Origin of the sequence: Streptomyces sp. WMMC1477, from assembly GCF_027460245.1 — a bacterium.
Classification (GTDB): domain Bacteria; phylum Actinomycetota; class Actinomycetes; order Streptomycetales; family Streptomycetaceae; genus Streptomyces.
On the sequence record NZ_JAPZBD010000003.1, the window covers coordinates 4540676 to 4556657 of the forward strand.

9 protein-coding genes are annotated in these 15982 nt (G+C 73.3%); 5 read left to right on the forward strand and 4 right to left on the reverse strand.

Translation table 11 applies throughout. From position 1 onward, the window contains the following. The first annotated feature begins 56 nt into the window (after positions 1-56). Both O7609_RS20360 and O7609_RS20365 read left to right on the forward strand, forming a co-directional pair. Complete coding sequence (locus O7609_RS20360; protein WP_269744006.1) at positions 57-6842, forward strand: type I polyketide synthase; 6786 nt, start codon at positions 57-59, stop codon at positions 6840-6842. 267 nt (positions 6843-7109) lie between these two features. Continuing rightward, the gene (locus O7609_RS20365) at positions 7110-8183 is read left to right on the forward strand and encodes an ABC transporter permease (protein WP_269735567.1); all 1074 of its coding nucleotides are present in this window, start codon (positions 7110-7112) and stop codon (positions 8181-8183) included. Between the two features lie 189 nt (positions 8184-8372). Here O7609_RS20365 and O7609_RS20370 read toward each other — a convergent pair whose 3' ends face one another. Then, a complete protein-coding gene (locus O7609_RS20370) occupies positions 8373-10025 on the reverse strand; it encodes an NAD(P)/FAD-dependent oxidoreductase (RefSeq protein WP_269735566.1) in 1653 nt (550 codons plus the stop codon). A 289-nt stretch (positions 10026-10314) separates the two neighbouring features. Between O7609_RS20370 and O7609_RS20375 the strand changes: the two genes are divergently transcribed. From O7609_RS20375 to O7609_RS20385, 3 genes are all read left to right on the forward strand, one after another. After that, the gene (locus tag O7609_RS20375; protein ID WP_269735565.1) at positions 10315-10488 is read left to right on the forward strand and encodes a hypothetical protein; all 174 of its coding nucleotides are present in this window, start codon (positions 10315-10317) and stop codon (positions 10486-10488) included. 154 nt (positions 10489-10642) lie between these two features. Beyond that, complete coding sequence (locus O7609_RS20380; protein WP_269744007.1) at positions 10643-12310, forward strand: hypothetical protein; 1668 nt, start codon at positions 10643-10645, stop codon at positions 12308-12310. 67 nt (positions 12311-12377) lie between these two features. Continuing rightward, positions 12378-12707, forward strand: a complete 330-nt coding sequence (locus O7609_RS20385) for an acyl carrier protein (protein ID WP_269735563.1) — start codon at positions 12378-12380, stop codon at positions 12705-12707. A gap of 85 nt (positions 12708-12792) precedes the next feature. Here the strand turns inward: O7609_RS20385 and O7609_RS20390 are convergent, their stop codons facing one another. From O7609_RS20390 to O7609_RS20400, 3 genes are read right to left on the reverse strand one after another with little or no spacing between them, the layout of a single operon-like run. Continuing rightward, positions 12793-13344, reverse strand: a complete 552-nt coding sequence (locus tag O7609_RS20390) for a flavin reductase family protein (protein WP_269735562.1) — start codon at positions 13342-13344, stop codon at positions 12793-12795. After that, positions 13344-14810, reverse strand: coding sequence for an amino acid adenylation domain-containing protein (locus O7609_RS20395; protein WP_269735561.1), 1467 nt, complete (start codon positions 14808-14810; stop codon positions 13344-13346). The genes O7609_RS20390 and O7609_RS20395 overlap by 1 nt, the downstream gene beginning before the upstream one ends. Further along, entirely contained in the window at positions 14807-15961 is a 1155-nt protein-coding gene (locus O7609_RS20400) for an acyl-CoA dehydrogenase family protein (RefSeq protein WP_269735560.1), read from the reverse strand. Before O7609_RS20400 ends, O7609_RS20395 begins: the two co-directional genes overlap by 4 nt. Between the last annotated feature and the right edge of the window lie 21 nt (positions 15962-15982).

A 15982-nucleotide genomic window follows, 5' to 3' on the forward strand; every position in this document is an offset into this window, starting at 1 on the left:
CCCCTCCCCGCCCGCCCTCTCTTCCGTCAGCACGCGCACCGACGCAAGGAGTCCGCATGACGACGCAGGCAAGCCAACCCGCCCAGGAGGACTACCGGGCGCGTCTCGTCGACGCCCTGCGCACGATCGAACGGCTCCAGGGCCGGGTGAAGGACGCCGAACGCCAGGCGGAGCAGCGCAAGCCGCTGGACGAGCCCGTCGCCGTCATCGGCCTCGGCTGCCGGCTGCCCGGCGGCGCCGACAGCCCCGAGGAGTTCTGGCAGATGCTGCGGGCGGGAACGGACACGATGTCCGAGTTCCCCGCCGACCGGGGCGACGCCTCCGCCCTGTACGACCCTGACCCGGACACCCCGGGCCACGCCTACGTCATCCGCGGCGGCTTCCTGGACGGCAAGGTGGACCGCTTCGAGCCGGAGGCCTTCGGCATCACGCCGCGCGAGGCCCACGGCATGGACCCGCAGCAGCGCATCCTGCTGGAGGTCGCCTGGCAGGCCCTGGAGCGGGCCGGGTACGCCCCGGACTCCCTCGGCGGCACGGCCACCGGCGTCTACGCGGGCCTGAGCACTACCGACTACGCGCGCATGCGGCAGTCCGAGGGCGACATCAACGACGTCGACGCCTACCAGCTCGTCGGCGAGCCCAGCTTCGCCGCGGGCCGCATCTCCTACACGCTCGGCCTCCAGGGGCCCTGCAAGGTCATCGACACCACCTGCTCCTCCTCCCTCGTCGCGCTGCACGAGGCGGCTCAGGCGCTGCGGCTGGGGGAGTGCGACCTCGCGCTCGCCGGGGGCGTCAACCTGATGCTGTCCCCGTACGGCTTCGTGATGATGAGCAAGTTCCGGGGGCTGTCCCCGGACGGCCGCTGCGCCACGTTCGACGCCGCCGCCAACGGGTACGCCCGCGGCGAGGGCGCCGTCATGGTCGTCCTCAAGCGCTACTCCGACGCGCTGCGCGACGGCGACCCCATCGCCGCCGTCGTCCGCGGCTCGGCCGTCAACCACGACGGGCGCAGCAGCGGCCTCACCGTGCCCAACCCGGCCGCGCAGCAGCAGGTCATCCGGGCCGCGCTGGAGCAGGCGGGCATCGCCCCCGGCGACGTCGACTACGTCGAGGCGCACGGCACGGGCACCGCGCTCGGCGACCCCATCGAGCTGCGCGCCCTGGAGGCCGTCATCGGCCGCCACCGTCCGGAGGGCTCGCCGCTGCTCGTCGGCTCGGTCAAGACGAACATCGGGCACCTGGAGTCCGCGGCGGGCGTGGCCGGGCTGCTCAAGCTCGTGCTCGCCGTGCAGAACGCCGAGATCCCGCCGCACCTGCACTTCAACGAGCCCAACCCCGAGGCGGGCTGGGACCGGCTGCACATCGAGGTCACCGCCGACGGCCGGCCCTGGCCCGAGGCCGCGCGCCCCCGCATCGGCGCCGTCAGCAGTTTCGGCGCCAGCGGCACCAACGCGCACGCGGTCATCAGCTCCCCGCCCGATCCGGCCCCCGCCCCCTCCCCGGGCCCCGAGGCCGCCGAGGACGGCGAGCCGGGTGTCGTCGTGCTGTCCGCGCACACCGAGGAGGCCCTCGCCGAGGTGGCCGGGGACTACGCCCGGCACCTGCGCCGCACCCCCGGCCTGTCCGTGGCCGACGTCTCCTGGACCACCCAGGTCGGCCGCTCCCGGCAGGCCAGCGCCGTGGCCGTCGCCGGGGATTCGGCGGACGCCCTGGCCGACGCGCTCGACGCGCACGCCCGCGGTGAGCGCGACGGCCGCGTCACCGCCACCACGCTGCCCGTGCACAAGTACCGCAAGACGGCATGGCTGTTCACCGGGCAGGGCGCCCAGTACGCGGGCATGGCCCGCGATCTGGCGGCCGAGCCCGCTTTCCGCGCGGCCTTCGACGAGTGCGTCGCGCTCTTCGACGCCCAGGGCATCGGGGACGGCCGTGGCCTGCGCTCGGTGATCTGGCCCGAGACGGACGGTGAGGGCGCCGAGGGCGACCTCGACGACACCCGGTGGACCCAGCCGGCCCTGTTCACCGTCGAATACGCGCTTGCCAAACTGTGGGAGTCCTGGGGGGTCCGGCCCGCCGGGCTGCTCGGGCACAGCATCGGCGAGATCACCGCCGCCTGCCTGGCCGGGGTGTTCTCGCTGCCCGACGCCGTCCGCCTGGTCGCGGCGCGGGCCGCGCTGATGGCCGGCCTCCCGGCCGGCGGGGCGATGGCCGCCGCCTTCTGCGACGAGGCCACCGCCCGCGCCGCCATCGCCGACCACCCGCAGACGCTGTCCCTCGCCGCCGTCAACGGGCCGGCGAGCGTCACGCTCTCCGGAGCCGAGGCCGATTTGGCCGCCGTTCGGGAGCAGTTGGCGGCGGCGGGCGTGCGCACCAAGCCGCTGACCGTCTCGCACGCCTTCCACTCGCCGCTGCTGGCCCCGATGCTCGGCGCCTTCCGCGAGGTCGCCGAGTCCCTCACCTACCAGCCGCCCGCCCTGCCGCTGTACTCCAACGTCACCGGCGCGCTGTGGACGGCCGACGAGCTCGGCCCTGAGTACTGGGTGCGCCACGCCGCCGGGGCCGTCCGCTTCCACGACGGGCTCAGCGCCCTGCACGCGGCCGGCGTCCGCACCTTCCTGGAGGTCGGGCCCGCGCCCGTGCTGCTCGGCCTCGGCCAGGCCGCGCTCGACGACGCCGACTGCGCCTGGCTGCCCTCCCTGCTGCGTCCGGGCAAGGGCCCCGGCGACCGGCTGACGGTCCGCCAGGCCCTCGGCGCCCTGCACCTGCGCGGGGCCAAGGTCGAGTGGAAGGCGCTGCACGCGGCCCGTACGCCCCGCCGGGTGCCGCTGCCACCGACCGTGTGGCGCGGCCGGCCGTACTGGTTCCCCGAGCGGTCCGCCGAGGCGGCCGCGCCCGGCGGCGGCCGGCTCTCCGCCGGGCACACCGGCGTCGAGGTCCCCGGTGTCGGCATCCGGCTCCCCGGTGCCGCGCCGACCTACGAGGTCGACCTCGCCGACCCCCGGTGGGAACCGCACGCCCGCACCGCCCCCGACGGCCGCCGCTACCTGCCGCTGGGCGCCGTCGCCGGGGTCACCAAGGCCGCGGCCATCGACGCCGCGGGCGGGCACTGGTCCTGTCTGGAGGACCTGACGATCAGCGACATGATCCCGATGGACGGCGACGGGCGCATCCTGCACATCGTGTTCTCCCCGCAGGCCGCCGACAGCCACGTGGCCTTCGCCTGGCACAGCATCTCGCCCACCGAGGAGGCCGCCGGCGCGCCCTGGCGCTGCCACGCCCAGGGCATCCTGCGCCGCCGCGCGGCCGGCCGGCGGCACGGTCCCGGAACGATGTCCTGGCTCCAGACCGACCACTACGGCGAACCCGTGCGCTACGAGTCGTCCTCCCTGTCCGCGGCTCTGGTCGGCGCCGTGACGGGCGCCCACCGCGGGGGCGGCGGTGTGCTCGTGGCCCTGAGCCACGACAGCGACGCCGCGGACAGCCACCCCCTGGACGCCGCCGTGGCCGCCCTCTCCTGGGACGGCCTGGCCCCCGACCGCGCCGACCGCGGGGTCGGCTTCGGACTGCGGCTGTCCGACGCCTCCTGCACGAGCCCCGACCGGATCCGCTACGTCCGCGCCACCGCCCACCAGCGCCCGGGCACGGCGGCGGGCGCCGGGACGGTCACCGGCGAGGTGGAGTTCTTCGCGGAGGACGGATCCGTGATCGGCGGCATCCGGGAACTGCAGATCGTCGACCTCGCGGAGCAGTCCGCGCCGCCCGCCCCCTGGCGGCACCCGGACGAGCTGCTGCTGGAGACCGCCTGGGACCGCACCGGACTCCCGCCGCTCCCCGAGGACCTGAGCGGGGAGTCGGTCCTGCTGCTGCCGGACGGGCCGGGCACGGTGGCCGGGCCCCTGGCCGCCGCGCTGCGCGACCGCGGCGCCCACTGCCTCGTCGCGGACCCGGCGGAGGCCCGCCCCGACCGCGCGGTCGTCGGCGCGCTGCTGGACCGCTGGCGCGCCGAGCGGGAGGCGTGCGAGGACGAGGTCACGCCCGGGCGCGTCGTCCTGCTCACCGGCCTGGACGCACCCGAGCCCGAGGACGCCGGGCCCCGCTCCCTGACCGAGTTCCGCGACCGCACCGAGCTGACCGCCGTCGCCCTCGTGCAGGAACTGCTGGAGCGGCCCGAGTGCGCCCGCACGCTCCTCGCCCTCGTCTCCCGCGGCACCGTCCCGGCCGGCGGCGACTCGGCCGACTCCCCGGGCGTCACCAGCCCGTTCGCCCACACCCTGTGGGGCCTGGGCCGCGTCATCGCGCTGGAACACCCCGACCACTGGGGCGGCGCGGTGGACCTGGACCCGCACGGCGCCGCCACGGGGACCGCGGAGGAGGCCGCCGCGCTGCTCGCCGCCCTGTGGGACGGCCGCACCGAGGACCAGCAGGCCCTGCGCGGCAACGGGCGCCACATCGCCCGGGTCCGCCGCCGGGCGATCACCCCGGAGGAACTGCGCCGCACCCCGCCCGTCCGCTCCGACGGCACCTATCTCGTCACCGGCGCGTTCGGCGGCATCGGCCAGGCCGTCTCCCGTTGGCTGGCCGATCACGGGGCCGGGCGGCTCATCCTGCTCGGCCGCACCCCGCTGCCGCCCCGCGACAACTGGGACCTGCCCGGCCTGCGGCCCGCCGTGCGCGAACGCGTCGCCGTCGTCCGCGCGCTGGAGGAGACCGGCGTCCAGGTCGAGGTGGCCGCCGCCGACGTGTGCGACCCCGAGCAGCTGCACACCGTCCTGGACCGCCTCGTCGGTGCCGAACAGCCGCTCGCCGGCGTCGTCCACGCGGCGGGCGTATCCGAGCCGCAGTTCCTGCGGGACATCCCCGTGGCCGAGCCGGCGGACTACGACGCTGTCTGGCGGCCCAAGGTCGTCGGCGGATGGCTGCTCCACCGCTACACTAAGCAGTTCGACCTCGACTTCTTCCTCGGCTTCTCCTCCATCGCCGCCACCTGGGGCTCCCAGCACCTGACGAGCTACTCGGCCGCCAACGCCTTCCTGGACGGGCTCGCCGAGTACCGCACGGCCCGCGGCGCCGCGGCGCTCACCGTGAGCTGGGGCCCGTGGGAGCTGCCCTCGGCCCTCTTCGGCGAGGACGTCCTGGAGTTCCTGACCTCCACCGGGCTGCGCACGCTCTCCTCCCCGCAGTGCCTCAAGCTCCTCGGGGCCCTGCTCGCCGGCGACGCGCCGCAGGCCGTCGTCTGCGCGGCCGACTGGTCCGTCTACAAGCCCGTCATGGAGGCCAGGCTGGAGCGGCCGGCGCTGCGCGAGCTGGAGGCGGCCGAGGACTTCGGCGGCGAGGAGTCCCCGCTGCTGGCGGAGCTGGCCGCCGCGGCCCCCGCCGAGCGCCGGGCCCGGCTCACCGCCCTGCTGCGGGAGATCCTGGGCGAGATCGTCGCCGTCGCGCCCGAGCGCATCGACCCCGAGGCCGACGTCATGTCGCACGGGCTGGACTCGCTCATGGTCATGGACGTCGTCAAGCGCTGCAAGCAGGAGCTGCGCATCAGCCTGCGCCCCAACCAGCTCTTCGAGCGCTCCACGCTGGAGGACTGGGCGGAGCTGCTGGACGGCGAGCTCGCCACGGGTGACGGCGGCGAGGAGCCCGCGGAGGCCGCCGAGTCGCCGATGTGCGACCCGGCCCGCATCGCCGAGGACGTCACCCTGGCCGACGACATCCGGCCGGGCGGGCAGCTGCGCACCGGTTACACCGACCCCGAGCAGGTCTTCCTCACCGGCGCCACCGGGTTCGTCGGCGCCTACCTGCTGGACGAGCTGCTCGCGACGACCCGGGCCACCGTGCACTGCCTGGTGCGCTGCGCCAACGAGGCGGAGGGGCTCGCCCGCGTCCGTGCCAACGTCGAGCAGTACCTGCCCTGGCGCGAGGACGCCGACGTGCGCATCGCCGTCGTCCCCGGCGACCTCGGCAAGCCGCTGCTGGGCCTCGACCGGGAGCGTTTCGAGGCGCTCGGCGAGCAGCTCGACGCCATCTACCACAACGGCGCCTGGGTCAACTTCTCCTACACCTACGAACAGTTGCGCGCCGCGAACCTGACCGGCTGCGAGGAGATCCTGCGCCTCGCCTGCCACGGGCCGCTGACACCGGTCAGCCACGTGTCCACCTACGGCATCTGGGGACTGCCGGCCGACGGGCGCACCGTCATCGGCGAGGACGACGACATCAGCGGCGCGGGCAAGCTGGTCACCGGCTACGTCCAGACCAAGTGGGCCGCCGAGCGGCTGATGGAGCTGGCCCGGGAGCGCGGCATCCCGGTGGACGTCCACCGGCCCGGCCGCGTGCTGGGCGACTCGCGCAGCGGCGCCTGCCTGACCACCCACTTCACCACCCGGGTCATCAAGGGCTGCCTCCAGCTCGGCCAGGCGCCGGAACTCGACCTGGAAGTGGAGATGACGCCGGTCGACTACGTGGCCGGGGCGCTCGTGCGGATCTCCCGGGAGCCGCACACCTTCGGGCACACCTACCACCTCGTCAACCGCGCCAAGCTGGGCTTCGGCGCCCTGCTGGACGCCATGGCCGGCTACGGCTGGAAGTTCGACGTGGTCCCGGTGGAGACCTGGTGGCAGTCCCTCCAGGACGCCTACGCGGTGCGGGAGAACGAACTGCACCCGGTCATGGGCGTGGTCGAGGAGTTCGTCGTCGGCGGTGAGGAGGCCATCGACTACCGGGCCGCCAACACCGACGGCGCCCTGGAGGAGACGTCCATCAGCTGCCCCGTCCTGGACGCCGACCTGCTGCGCATCTACTTCGACTGGATGGTCCGCACGGGCTACCTCCCCAGCCCGGCCGGCTGAGCGGGCCGGACTGGCCGCCGGGCCGGGGAACCAAACGGAACGGCGGATTCGAGTCAGGCTCGGCCCGGACTCCAGCGGATCGCCAGAGGATGCCCGCGAGCACCCTCGTGAGCCGGTCCGCGCGACGTGGCGGCCGGCACCGATGAACGGGTTCATCGGTGCCGAGCCGCCATCGGTCATGTCAACTCGTCGGTCACGAAATGGTGTTGACCCCTGATAGTGATGAAGACGCGGCTTCGGGGACGCGGCCGTGGGTAGGGAGAACCAATGACGACAGACCAAGGTGACGACAGCATGGCGCGCCCCGCGGAACAGCACCCTCCGGCCGGGCGGGAAGCCGCGAAGACACTGGTCCCGCCGCTCCTGATCGGCCTGACCGTGCTCACCCTGTTCCTGTGGATCGTCGGCACGGCGATGCACCGGCCGGAACCCAGGGACCTGCCCTTCGGACTCGTCGGCCCGCCCCAGGCCGTGGAGCAGATGGAGGCGCAGCTCGACAAGAAGGCGCCCGACGCCCTCGACATCACCGCCTACCCGGACGTCGAGACCGCCCGCGCGGCCGTCGAGGACCTGGAGGTCTACGGCGCGTTCGCCCCCGGGCCGCAGGAGTCGACGCTCATCGTCGCCTCCGGTGCCGGCCCCGTGCCCAAGAACTTCGTCACCCAGGCCTTCGGCGGCGTGGCCCAGCAGCAGGGCTCCCAGCTCACCGTGGACGACGTGGCCCCGCTGCCCTCCGGCGACCCGCTCGCCAACGTCGCGTTCTTCGCGCTGCTGAGCGCCACGCTGGCCTCGCTGGTGTTCCAGGTCGTGTTCTACTTCCGGGCCCGCGGAGCCGGACTCGGCGCCTGGTTCGGCCTCTCCGCCGCGTTCTCGCTGCTGGCCGGGCTCATCGGCGCCGGTCTGTGCGACTGGGCCTTCAACGCCTACCCGGGCGAGTTCTGGTCCGTCACCGGCGTGATCGCGCTGTACACCTTCACGGCCGTGTCGATCGTCGCGGCCTTCCAGGTCATCGGCATCCCCGGCATCCCACTGGCCGTCCTGCTGCTGGTGCCGTTCGGCGTGGCCAACAGCGGCGGCGCCGTGGACCGGTACTTCCTCGGCGAGCCATACCACTCCTTCGCCGAGTTCGTGCCCTCGAACGCGGTGGTGACGGGCATCCGCAGCGTCGCCTACCTGGACGGTGCGGCCGTCGGCGTCCCGCTGGCCGTGCTCACCTGCTGGTTGCTGGGCTCCGTCACCGTCGTCGCCCTGGGTCGGCTGGTCACGCGCCGCAAGGGCGGCGAGGGCGTGCCGGTGCCCGCGCCCCGGGCCGCGGCGGCGAACACCGTCCCGGCCGACTAGCCCGTCCCGGCCGACCGCCGAGCGGGGCCCGGGCGCACCCCACCAGCGCTGAGCCCGGGTCCCGCGGCCGTCTCGCGCGAGCCTCGGCGCCGCGCGGGCACGCCGGAGGCCGTGGCCCGGTGGTGGGGACCTCCACACGGCCACGGCCACGGCCCCGGCCCCCGGCCGGTCACGCCGGCCCTCGGGGCGTCAGAAGATCCGCTTGCCCCGCACGAAGTGCTTGATGGCGGAGACCGACGTGCCGACCATGTAGTCGCGCATGTCCGCCGGCGCCTGCCTGGCCGACCACCTCAGCATCTTGATCAGCGCCTTGGGGTTCGGGTCGATGAACTTCACGTTCTCGTTGGCGATCCCGAGGGAGGGGGGGATCCAGTCCGCCCGGCGCAGTCTGGCGAACAGCCTGTCTGCGGCGTCCTGCGCCTTCATCTCCCCGGCGTCGACGGCCTCGCAGTAGTCCGCCATCACCTCGAAGATCTCCTTGTACTCCGGCTTGTCCGGCCACCACAGGCCGGGGTTCGGTACGTCCTCCAGCCCCTTCCAGTAGCCGTGGTCACCGGTGGCCCGGGCCTTCTCGTCCTCGTGGATGACGCGGAAGGCGCCCGGCAGCGAACCGTAGCTCCAGATGCGGAACACCGCGTTCCAGAGGTCGTAGTTCTGGAAGGAGATGAAGGCGGAGTTCACCAGCCGGTCGTTGTGGTGGATCAGCCCCTGCTGGAGCCGCTCGACGTACTCGAACTGCCCGGGGTCGAAGTCGTCGTTGCGCAGCGCCCGCAGCAGCCGCCAGGCGAGGACGTTGATGACCTCGGCCGTGTTGGACATGCCGCGGGAGAACAGCGGGTCGATGAACCCGGCGGCGTGGGACAGCAGCGCGTAGCGGTAGCCGACGGTCTGCGTCGACGTGTACTGCAGCCGGTCGGTGCCCACCCACTCGCGCACGCTGCGGGCCTGACCGAGCTGGCGCTTGACCAGCGGGAAGCGGTCCACGTGGTGCCAGAACTCCTGCTCCGGCGTCATGTCCGTGGGCTTCGGGTACCGCCGCGGGTCGAGTTGCACCCCGACGCTGCACAGCGGGTTGGTGGACCGCGGGTGGTTGTCGAAGGGGATGATCCAGAACCAGCCGCGGTCGAACATGTGGTGCATCGTGCCCTCGTGCCAGGGCAGCGGCGGGGTGTCGAGCCCGCGGGTGAGGTCGTCCACCCGCTTCACGCCGGTCATGTGGGTGAAGATGGAACGCGCGTGGTGCTTGAGCAGGTTGGGCTCCGCACGCAGCCCGAACTGGCTGGCCAGCGGGGAGCGGAAGCCGGAGCCGTCGACGATGTAGCGCACGCGGTGCGTCTCGCCCCGGGTGGTCTGGAGCGTGACGCCGTCGTCGTCGATGTCGACCTTCTCGACCCGGCAGTTCTGCTTCGCCTCACAGCCGTACTTGACCGCCGTGTTGAACAGGTACGCGTCCACGTCCTGGCGGAAGTAGTGGCTCGCCGTGTGCAGCACCTTCGGCAGCCGGAACTGGTTGATCTCCCGCGGGTCGGGCTCCTCGCCGTCGCGGTGGATCATGAAGCCGAAGTGCTTCTTCACGCCGGATGAACTGCCGATGTACTTGATGCACTCGTCCAGACTGCCGAGATGCCCCACCTCCGGCACGCCGTACCGGTTGGCGAGCATCCGCAGGTGCACGAGCGTGTACCCGACGGTGGACTCCCCGATGGCGAAGCGCGGATGCGTGCCGGCATCGAACAGGAGCACGCGGTAGCCGGCCTTCGCGAGGATGGCACCCAGTACGGACCCCGCCAGTCCGGTGCCGAGAATGGCGACGTCGTGAGAATGCTGATTCTGGTCGTTCACCTGTTCCTCCTGGTCTGTTCGCGTCGCGACGTTTCGCTGAGCTGTGTCCGTGCGGCTGGACGGACCCCCCGAGCTGGTGGCGCTGAGTGCACAGGACCGAGTGCCGAGTACACGTGAGCCGCCACTCCTGCCGACGACTTCTACGCCGCGCGTCTTGAACAGCGGTGGATGTGTCCTGGGACAGCCGCGTGGTCGAGCCCGTCGCGAGCACGCCTGGAGTGGGCGTCGAGGACCCTGCGGGACAGTGGGGCGGTACCGTCTTGTCCGCTCACCCCCCTGGACAGTCGTCATGAACGCAGTCGTCCTGCTCTCCCTGATCGTCTGCGCGATGCTCGGCCTCTTCCTCACCCATCCGCTGCTCGGCCTCCTGCTGACCGCCGTCGTCATCGCCACCTACTGGGCGGTCGACCGGTTCGCCGCCCGGACGAGCCCCGAGGCCGACGGCGGCGCCTCCCGGCGCTGAGCGTCGCGCGCGCCGCCCCCACGGCGCCCGAGCGGCCGGGCCGACGCCTCCTCAAGGTCCCTTCCAGCGCGTGCGCCTAGCGTGCGGACAGGTCCCCGGCAGCACCGGGGACGTCCCCACCGCCCGTGCCCCGGATGCCGAGAGGACCAGATCCGTGACGCTCCGACCCGACACCGAACAGAATCCCCCGGACGCCGACGCGTCCGCGCCGTACGACGTGGCCATCCTGGGCGGCACCCTCTCCGCCGGCCTGCTCGGCGCCGTCCTCGCCCGCCAGGGAGTGAGGGTGCTCATCGCACGGGCACCCGGCGACGCCGACGAACCCTCCGGCGAGACCACCGTCCCCTACACCGCCGAGGTCTTCCTGCTCCTGGCCAAGCGGTTCGACGTCCCCGAGATCGCCGCCTTCGGCCTCTTCCCCGACCTGCCCGAGTCGGTACGCCGGACCAGCGGCGTCAAGAAGAGCCTCGGCTTCCTCTACCACCGGCCCGGCAGCCCCCAGCGGCCGGAGGAGTCCGTCCAGTTCAACGTGCCCGGCGAGCACGCCGAGTGGCACCTGTACCGCCCGGCCGTGGACGCCTACGGGCTGGAGATCGCCACCCGGCACGGCGCCCGCGTCCTGGCGCCGGACGCCCGGGTCACCGAGGCCACCGCCGAGGGCGGCGGCTGCACGCTGCGCACCGACGACGGCCACACCTACCGCGCCCGCTACCTCGTCGACTGCGCGGGCCCCGGCTCCCCGTTCACCGGGCACCCCGGCGACTCCGAGCGGCCGCGGCTGCGTCACCGCTCCCGCGTCTACGCCGCCCACCTGCGCGGCGTCACCCCCTTTGAGGACGTCGCGCCGCTGTCCCGGTACCGCAAGGCCACGCCCTGGTCGCACGGCACCGTGCACCACCTCTTCGACGGCGGCTGGATCCAGCTCGTCGACTTCGGCAACCACGAGGGCGGCGCCAACGACCTCACCAGCGTCACCCTCAGCCTGGACCCCGAGGCCGCCGAGGACCTCCCCGGCGACCCGGGGAAGGCCTTCGCCCAGGTCGTCGAGCGCTATCCCGACCTGCGCCGCCAGTTCGAGGGCGCCACCGTCGAGGGCTCCTGGACCGAGCAGCCCCTGTGCCAGCGCACCGCCGAGCAGACCGTCGGCGACGGCTGGTTCCTGCTGGAGCGCTCGGCCTCCCGCAACGACATGTTCCTCTCCCGGGACGTGACGATGGGCGCCGAGCTCGTGCACGCCCTGGCCGCGACGCTGCTGCACGCCGTCCGTGAGGACGACTGGTCCACCGAGCCGTTCGCCCGCGTCGCCCGGTTCCAGGAGACCCTCGCCGGGTACAACGACCGCCTGCTGCACGCCGCACGTACCGCCTGCCGCGACTTCCGGCTGTGGAACGCGTTCTCCCGGGTGTGGCTGCTGTGGCAGATCCTCGCCGACCTCTCCCTCAAGCGCGCCCGGCTGGACTGCGAGGCCGGGCCCGAGCGGAGCTGGGCGCCCGTCGAGACCTTCGAGCTGGGCGGCATCTGGTTCCGGGTCCCCGCCGGGCTGCGCGAGACCGTCGACCACGCGCTCGACCTGTGCGACGCCGTCCGGGCCGGACGCAAGGACGCCGGAGCCGCCGCCAAGGAGATCTTCGCCGGACTCCGCCGGGCCTCCTTCGTCCCGCCGCTGTACGCCTTCGGCGACCCCTCGGCGCGGACGTACCACTTCACCTTCCCCAAGCGGCTGCGCATGCTGCTGTGGACCAAGACGAAGGCGCCGGCCGACTTCCGCCGGCTCCTGACCCGCGACAACGTCACGGCGGTCACCTCCGAGTCGAGCCGCTGACCCCCGCCCACCCCACCCACGCAGGCGGCCCCGCCCGGGGCCGCCTGCCGACGTACCGGAGGCACACATGCACACAGCAGCAGGACAGCGCACAGGGGATCGGACAGGACAGCGGCCGGGACCGGCCGGTTCCGCACCACCCCTCCAGGACTGGCTGGTCCGCCGCATCGCACGGCAACTGGACGTCACGCCCGACGCGGTGGACGTCGACGCACCCGTCGCCGACCTGAACCTCGACTCGCTGGACGCCCGGCAGATCGCCCACGACCTGGAGCGCGAGTGCGGCAGCGAACTCACCCTGGAGGCGCTGCGCCACTGCGACACCCTGCGCGCCCTGACCGCCTACCTGGAGTCGGAGCGCCACCACCCGCGGACGCCGGCCTGGCTGCTGGTCTGACCCGCACCCGCCGACGTCTCGCCCGCGGACGCGGAAAGGGGGGCCGCCCACCGGCGGCCCCCCTTCGCGTGCCCCGCTCAGCGCCTCACGCGGCGCTCGGCATCGGGTGCACCGCATGGGCCCCCGGCGCCAGCTTGGCGTAGTCGCTGCGCCAGTACGTCAGCGGCAGCTTGTCCAGGCCCGCGGCACCCGCCACGACCCGGCCCAGCAGCAGGGTGTGGTCACCGGCCACGACCGAGTTGTCCAGCTCGCACTCCGCGTGCGCCACCGTGCCGCGCAGCAGCGGCATGCCCGTCGTCGGGCCCGGTTCCCAGGCCACCTGGTCGAACTTGTCCGGGGCGCCGGAGGCGAACACGTTGGAGGCCTTCTCGTCGTCCGAGGACAGGATGTTCACCGCGAACCGGCCGCGCTCCAGGATCGCCTTCAGCGAACCGCTGCGGCTCGCCACGCTGTTGAGCAGCAGCGGCGGGTCCACGGAGACGCTGCAGAAGGCCGAGCACGTCAGCCCGCGCGGCACGTCCTCGGCGTCCGTGGTCGTGACCACGGTGATGCCGCTGGCGAAGGAGGCCATGACCTGCCGGAACGTCTGGAGGTCGACCGAGGACAGCGCGTCCGACATCAGGTCCTGAGTGCTCATCACAGTTCCCCTGCCTCTATCTTGGCGGCCAGCAGCGGCCGGTCGAGCTTTCCGTTCGCGGTCCTCGGGAGGTCGTCCTGCACGTGCAACTTGTCGATGATCATGTAGGTCGGCAACCTTTCCGCGCAGCAGCGCTTGACGTTGAGCAGGGACGGGCGCCCCTCGGGCGCGGGAACCACGACCGCGTGCAGCGTGGCCTCCAGCCCCGAACCGGCCACCAGCACCGCGACGTCCGCCACGGTGTCCAGGGAACCGATGGCCGACTCGATCTCGCCGAGCTCGATCCGGTGACCGCGGATCTTCACCATGTGGTCCCGGCGGCCGACGTAGTGGAGCCGTCCCTCCTCGTCCCGGCGGGCCAGGTCACCCGTGCGGTACGGGCCGGTGTGCGGCTCCCTGCCCCAGTAGCCGAGCATCACGGTCGGGCCCGCGACCACGACCTCGCCCTCCTCGGCCCCGGGCGGATCGAGCGTCACCTCGTCCCCGGAGCAGGCGACGCCGATGGGCAGCGCGCCGGTCCGCTCCAGGTCGGCGTCGGTGACCTCGTAGGAGGTGCAGACGTTGGTCTCCGTGGGCCCGTACCAGTTCAGCAGCCGCACCTTCGGCCACCGCGTCCGCAGTGCCTGGACGTGGTGGATCGCGAACGGCTCCCCGGCGAAGACGCAGGCGCGCAGGGCCGGCGGCGGCTCCTCGTCCAGCAGGTCACCCTCGCGGATCATCAGGCTGAGCGCCGAGGGCACCGAGTACCAGACGGTGATCTCCCGCTCCCGCATGAACTGCGCGAGCTGGGCGGGCGCGTAGGCCATCTCCTGCGGCACCAGGTGGACGGCGGCCCCGGCGGCGAACGCCGCGTACAGGTCGAAGACCGAAAGGTCGAAGTTGAACGGCGCGTGGTTGGAGAGCCGGTCGTCCGGCCCGACGTCCAGCTCCGCCACCGCCCACTCCACGAACGCGAGCGCGTTGCGGTGGCTGATGCACACGCCTTTCGGCTCGCCGGTGGAGCCGGAGGTGTAGAGGATGTAGGCAGGATCGTCGGGTGCGCTCTCGTGCGGGGACGCCGACGCGCCCTCCGGAGCAGCCTCCAGCAGCTCCCCGAACGTCACCAGCGGCGCCCCTGCCCAGTCCGGACGGGCCCGCTCGGCGGCCTCCGGATCGGCGACGACGAGGGCGGGTGCCGCACTGGAGGTGATCCGGGCCAGCCGCGCCGGCGGATTGGACCCGGTCACCGGAACGTAGATCGCCCCGGTGCGCAGGGCCGCCTGCATGACGGCGACCGTCCGCACCCCCTTGTGGCTCCAGATCACCACCCGGTCCCCCGGACGCACGCCCCGCGCCGTCAGCGCGGCGGCGTACCGGTCGGCGAGCGCGTCCAGCTCGGCGTAGCTCACCGGGCCCTCCGGCCCGTGCACCGCCACCGCCCGCGGGTGCCGCCGCGCCGAGGCCGTGAGGAGTTCGTGCAGTCTCATATGCCCAGCTCCCTCGCTATCAGTTCCCGCTGGATGTCGGAGGTTCCGGAGAAGATGACCGCGGGCACCGCGTCCCGCAGCGCCGCCTCGATGCGTCCGGCCCGCAGATAGCCGCGCCCGCCGAAGAGCCGCACCGCGTCCAGCGCGGCCGTGACCACGCCCTCGGACACGGCCAGCTTCGACAGGGCGATCGCCAGCGTCGCCGGGCGCCGCTCGTCCATCTCCCAGCAGGCCCGGTACAGCAGCAGCCGGGCCGACTCGACGCGCAGTTTCATGTCGGCGATCCGGTGCGAGACGGCCTGGAACTCGGAGATCCGCCTGCCGAACTGGCGGCGGGAGCGCACATGGGCCACGGACAGGTCGATCAGCCGGTCCGCCAGCCCGACGTACCCGGCGAACAGGCACGCCCGCTCCCAGCCCATCGAGTGCTGGAAGATGAACCCGCCCTGGCCCGGCTCGCCCAGCACGTCGGAGTCCGGCACGAAGCAGCCGTCGAACCGCACGGTGCCGGCCGGGCACTGGGACAGGCCCATCTTGGCCATCGGCTCGCCCGCCGTCACCCCCGCGGCCGTGCGGTCCACCACGAAGCCCGTCACGCCCAGGTGCCCGGCCTTCGGGTCCGTCGTCGCGTAGGTGACGTACACGTCGGCGGCCGGACCGTTGCTGACGAAGCTCTTCTCCCCGTCCAGCACCCAACCGCCCTCGACCCGCCGGGCCGTGACGGCCAGCCGGGAGACGTCCGAGCCGGCCTCGTCCTCGGTCATCGCGTTGCCCGCGATCAGCTCGCCCCGGCACATGCCCGGCAGCACCCGCCGCTTCAGCTCCTCGGAGCCGAAGTCGACGATGGGCATCGCACAGGCGAACAGATGCGCGCTGGCCCCGAAGACGAGCCCGGTCCGCGCGCATCCCCGGCCCAGCGCCTCCACCTGGAGCGCCGTGTCCAGGGCCCCGAAGCCCCCGCCGCCGTAGCCCTCGGGCACCGAGAGGCCGAGCAGCCCGAGCTGCCCCAGCAGTAGCCAGTCCTTGCGGTCGTAGTAGCCGGCCGTCACCTCCGCGGAGGTCTCGTCCGCGTCGTCGGCGAATGCCTCCCGCACGGCGGTCAGCGTGTCTTGATACCGGGCGCGTTGCCGCTCGGTCCAGTCGAACTCCACGGTCAGTCTCCTCCGCTGCGA

What these genes read in the sequence shown, in the direction of transcription:
- O7609_RS20390 (WP_269735562.1), bottom strand. Translation starts at nt 13,344, where the DNA reads ATGAGCACTCAGGACCTGATGTCGGACGCGCTGTCCTCGGTCGACCTC.
- O7609_RS20395 (WP_269735561.1), bottom strand. Translation starts at nt 14,810, where the DNA reads ATGAGACTGCACGAACTCCTCACGGCCTCGGCGCGGCGGCACCCGCGG.
- O7609_RS20360 (WP_269744006.1), top strand. Translation starts at nt 57, where the DNA reads ATGACGACGCAGGCAAGCCAACCCGCCCAGGAGGACTACCGGGCGCGT.
- O7609_RS20375 (WP_269735565.1), top strand. Translation starts at nt 10,315, where the DNA reads ATGAACGCAGTCGTCCTGCTCTCCCTGATCGTCTGCGCGATGCTCGGC.
- O7609_RS20365 (WP_269735567.1), top strand. Translation starts at nt 7,110, where the DNA reads ATGACGACAGACCAAGGTGACGACAGCATGGCGCGCCCCGCGGAACAG.
- O7609_RS20385 (WP_269735563.1), top strand. Translation starts at nt 12,378, where the DNA reads ATGCACACAGCAGCAGGACAGCGCACAGGGGATCGGACAGGACAGCGG.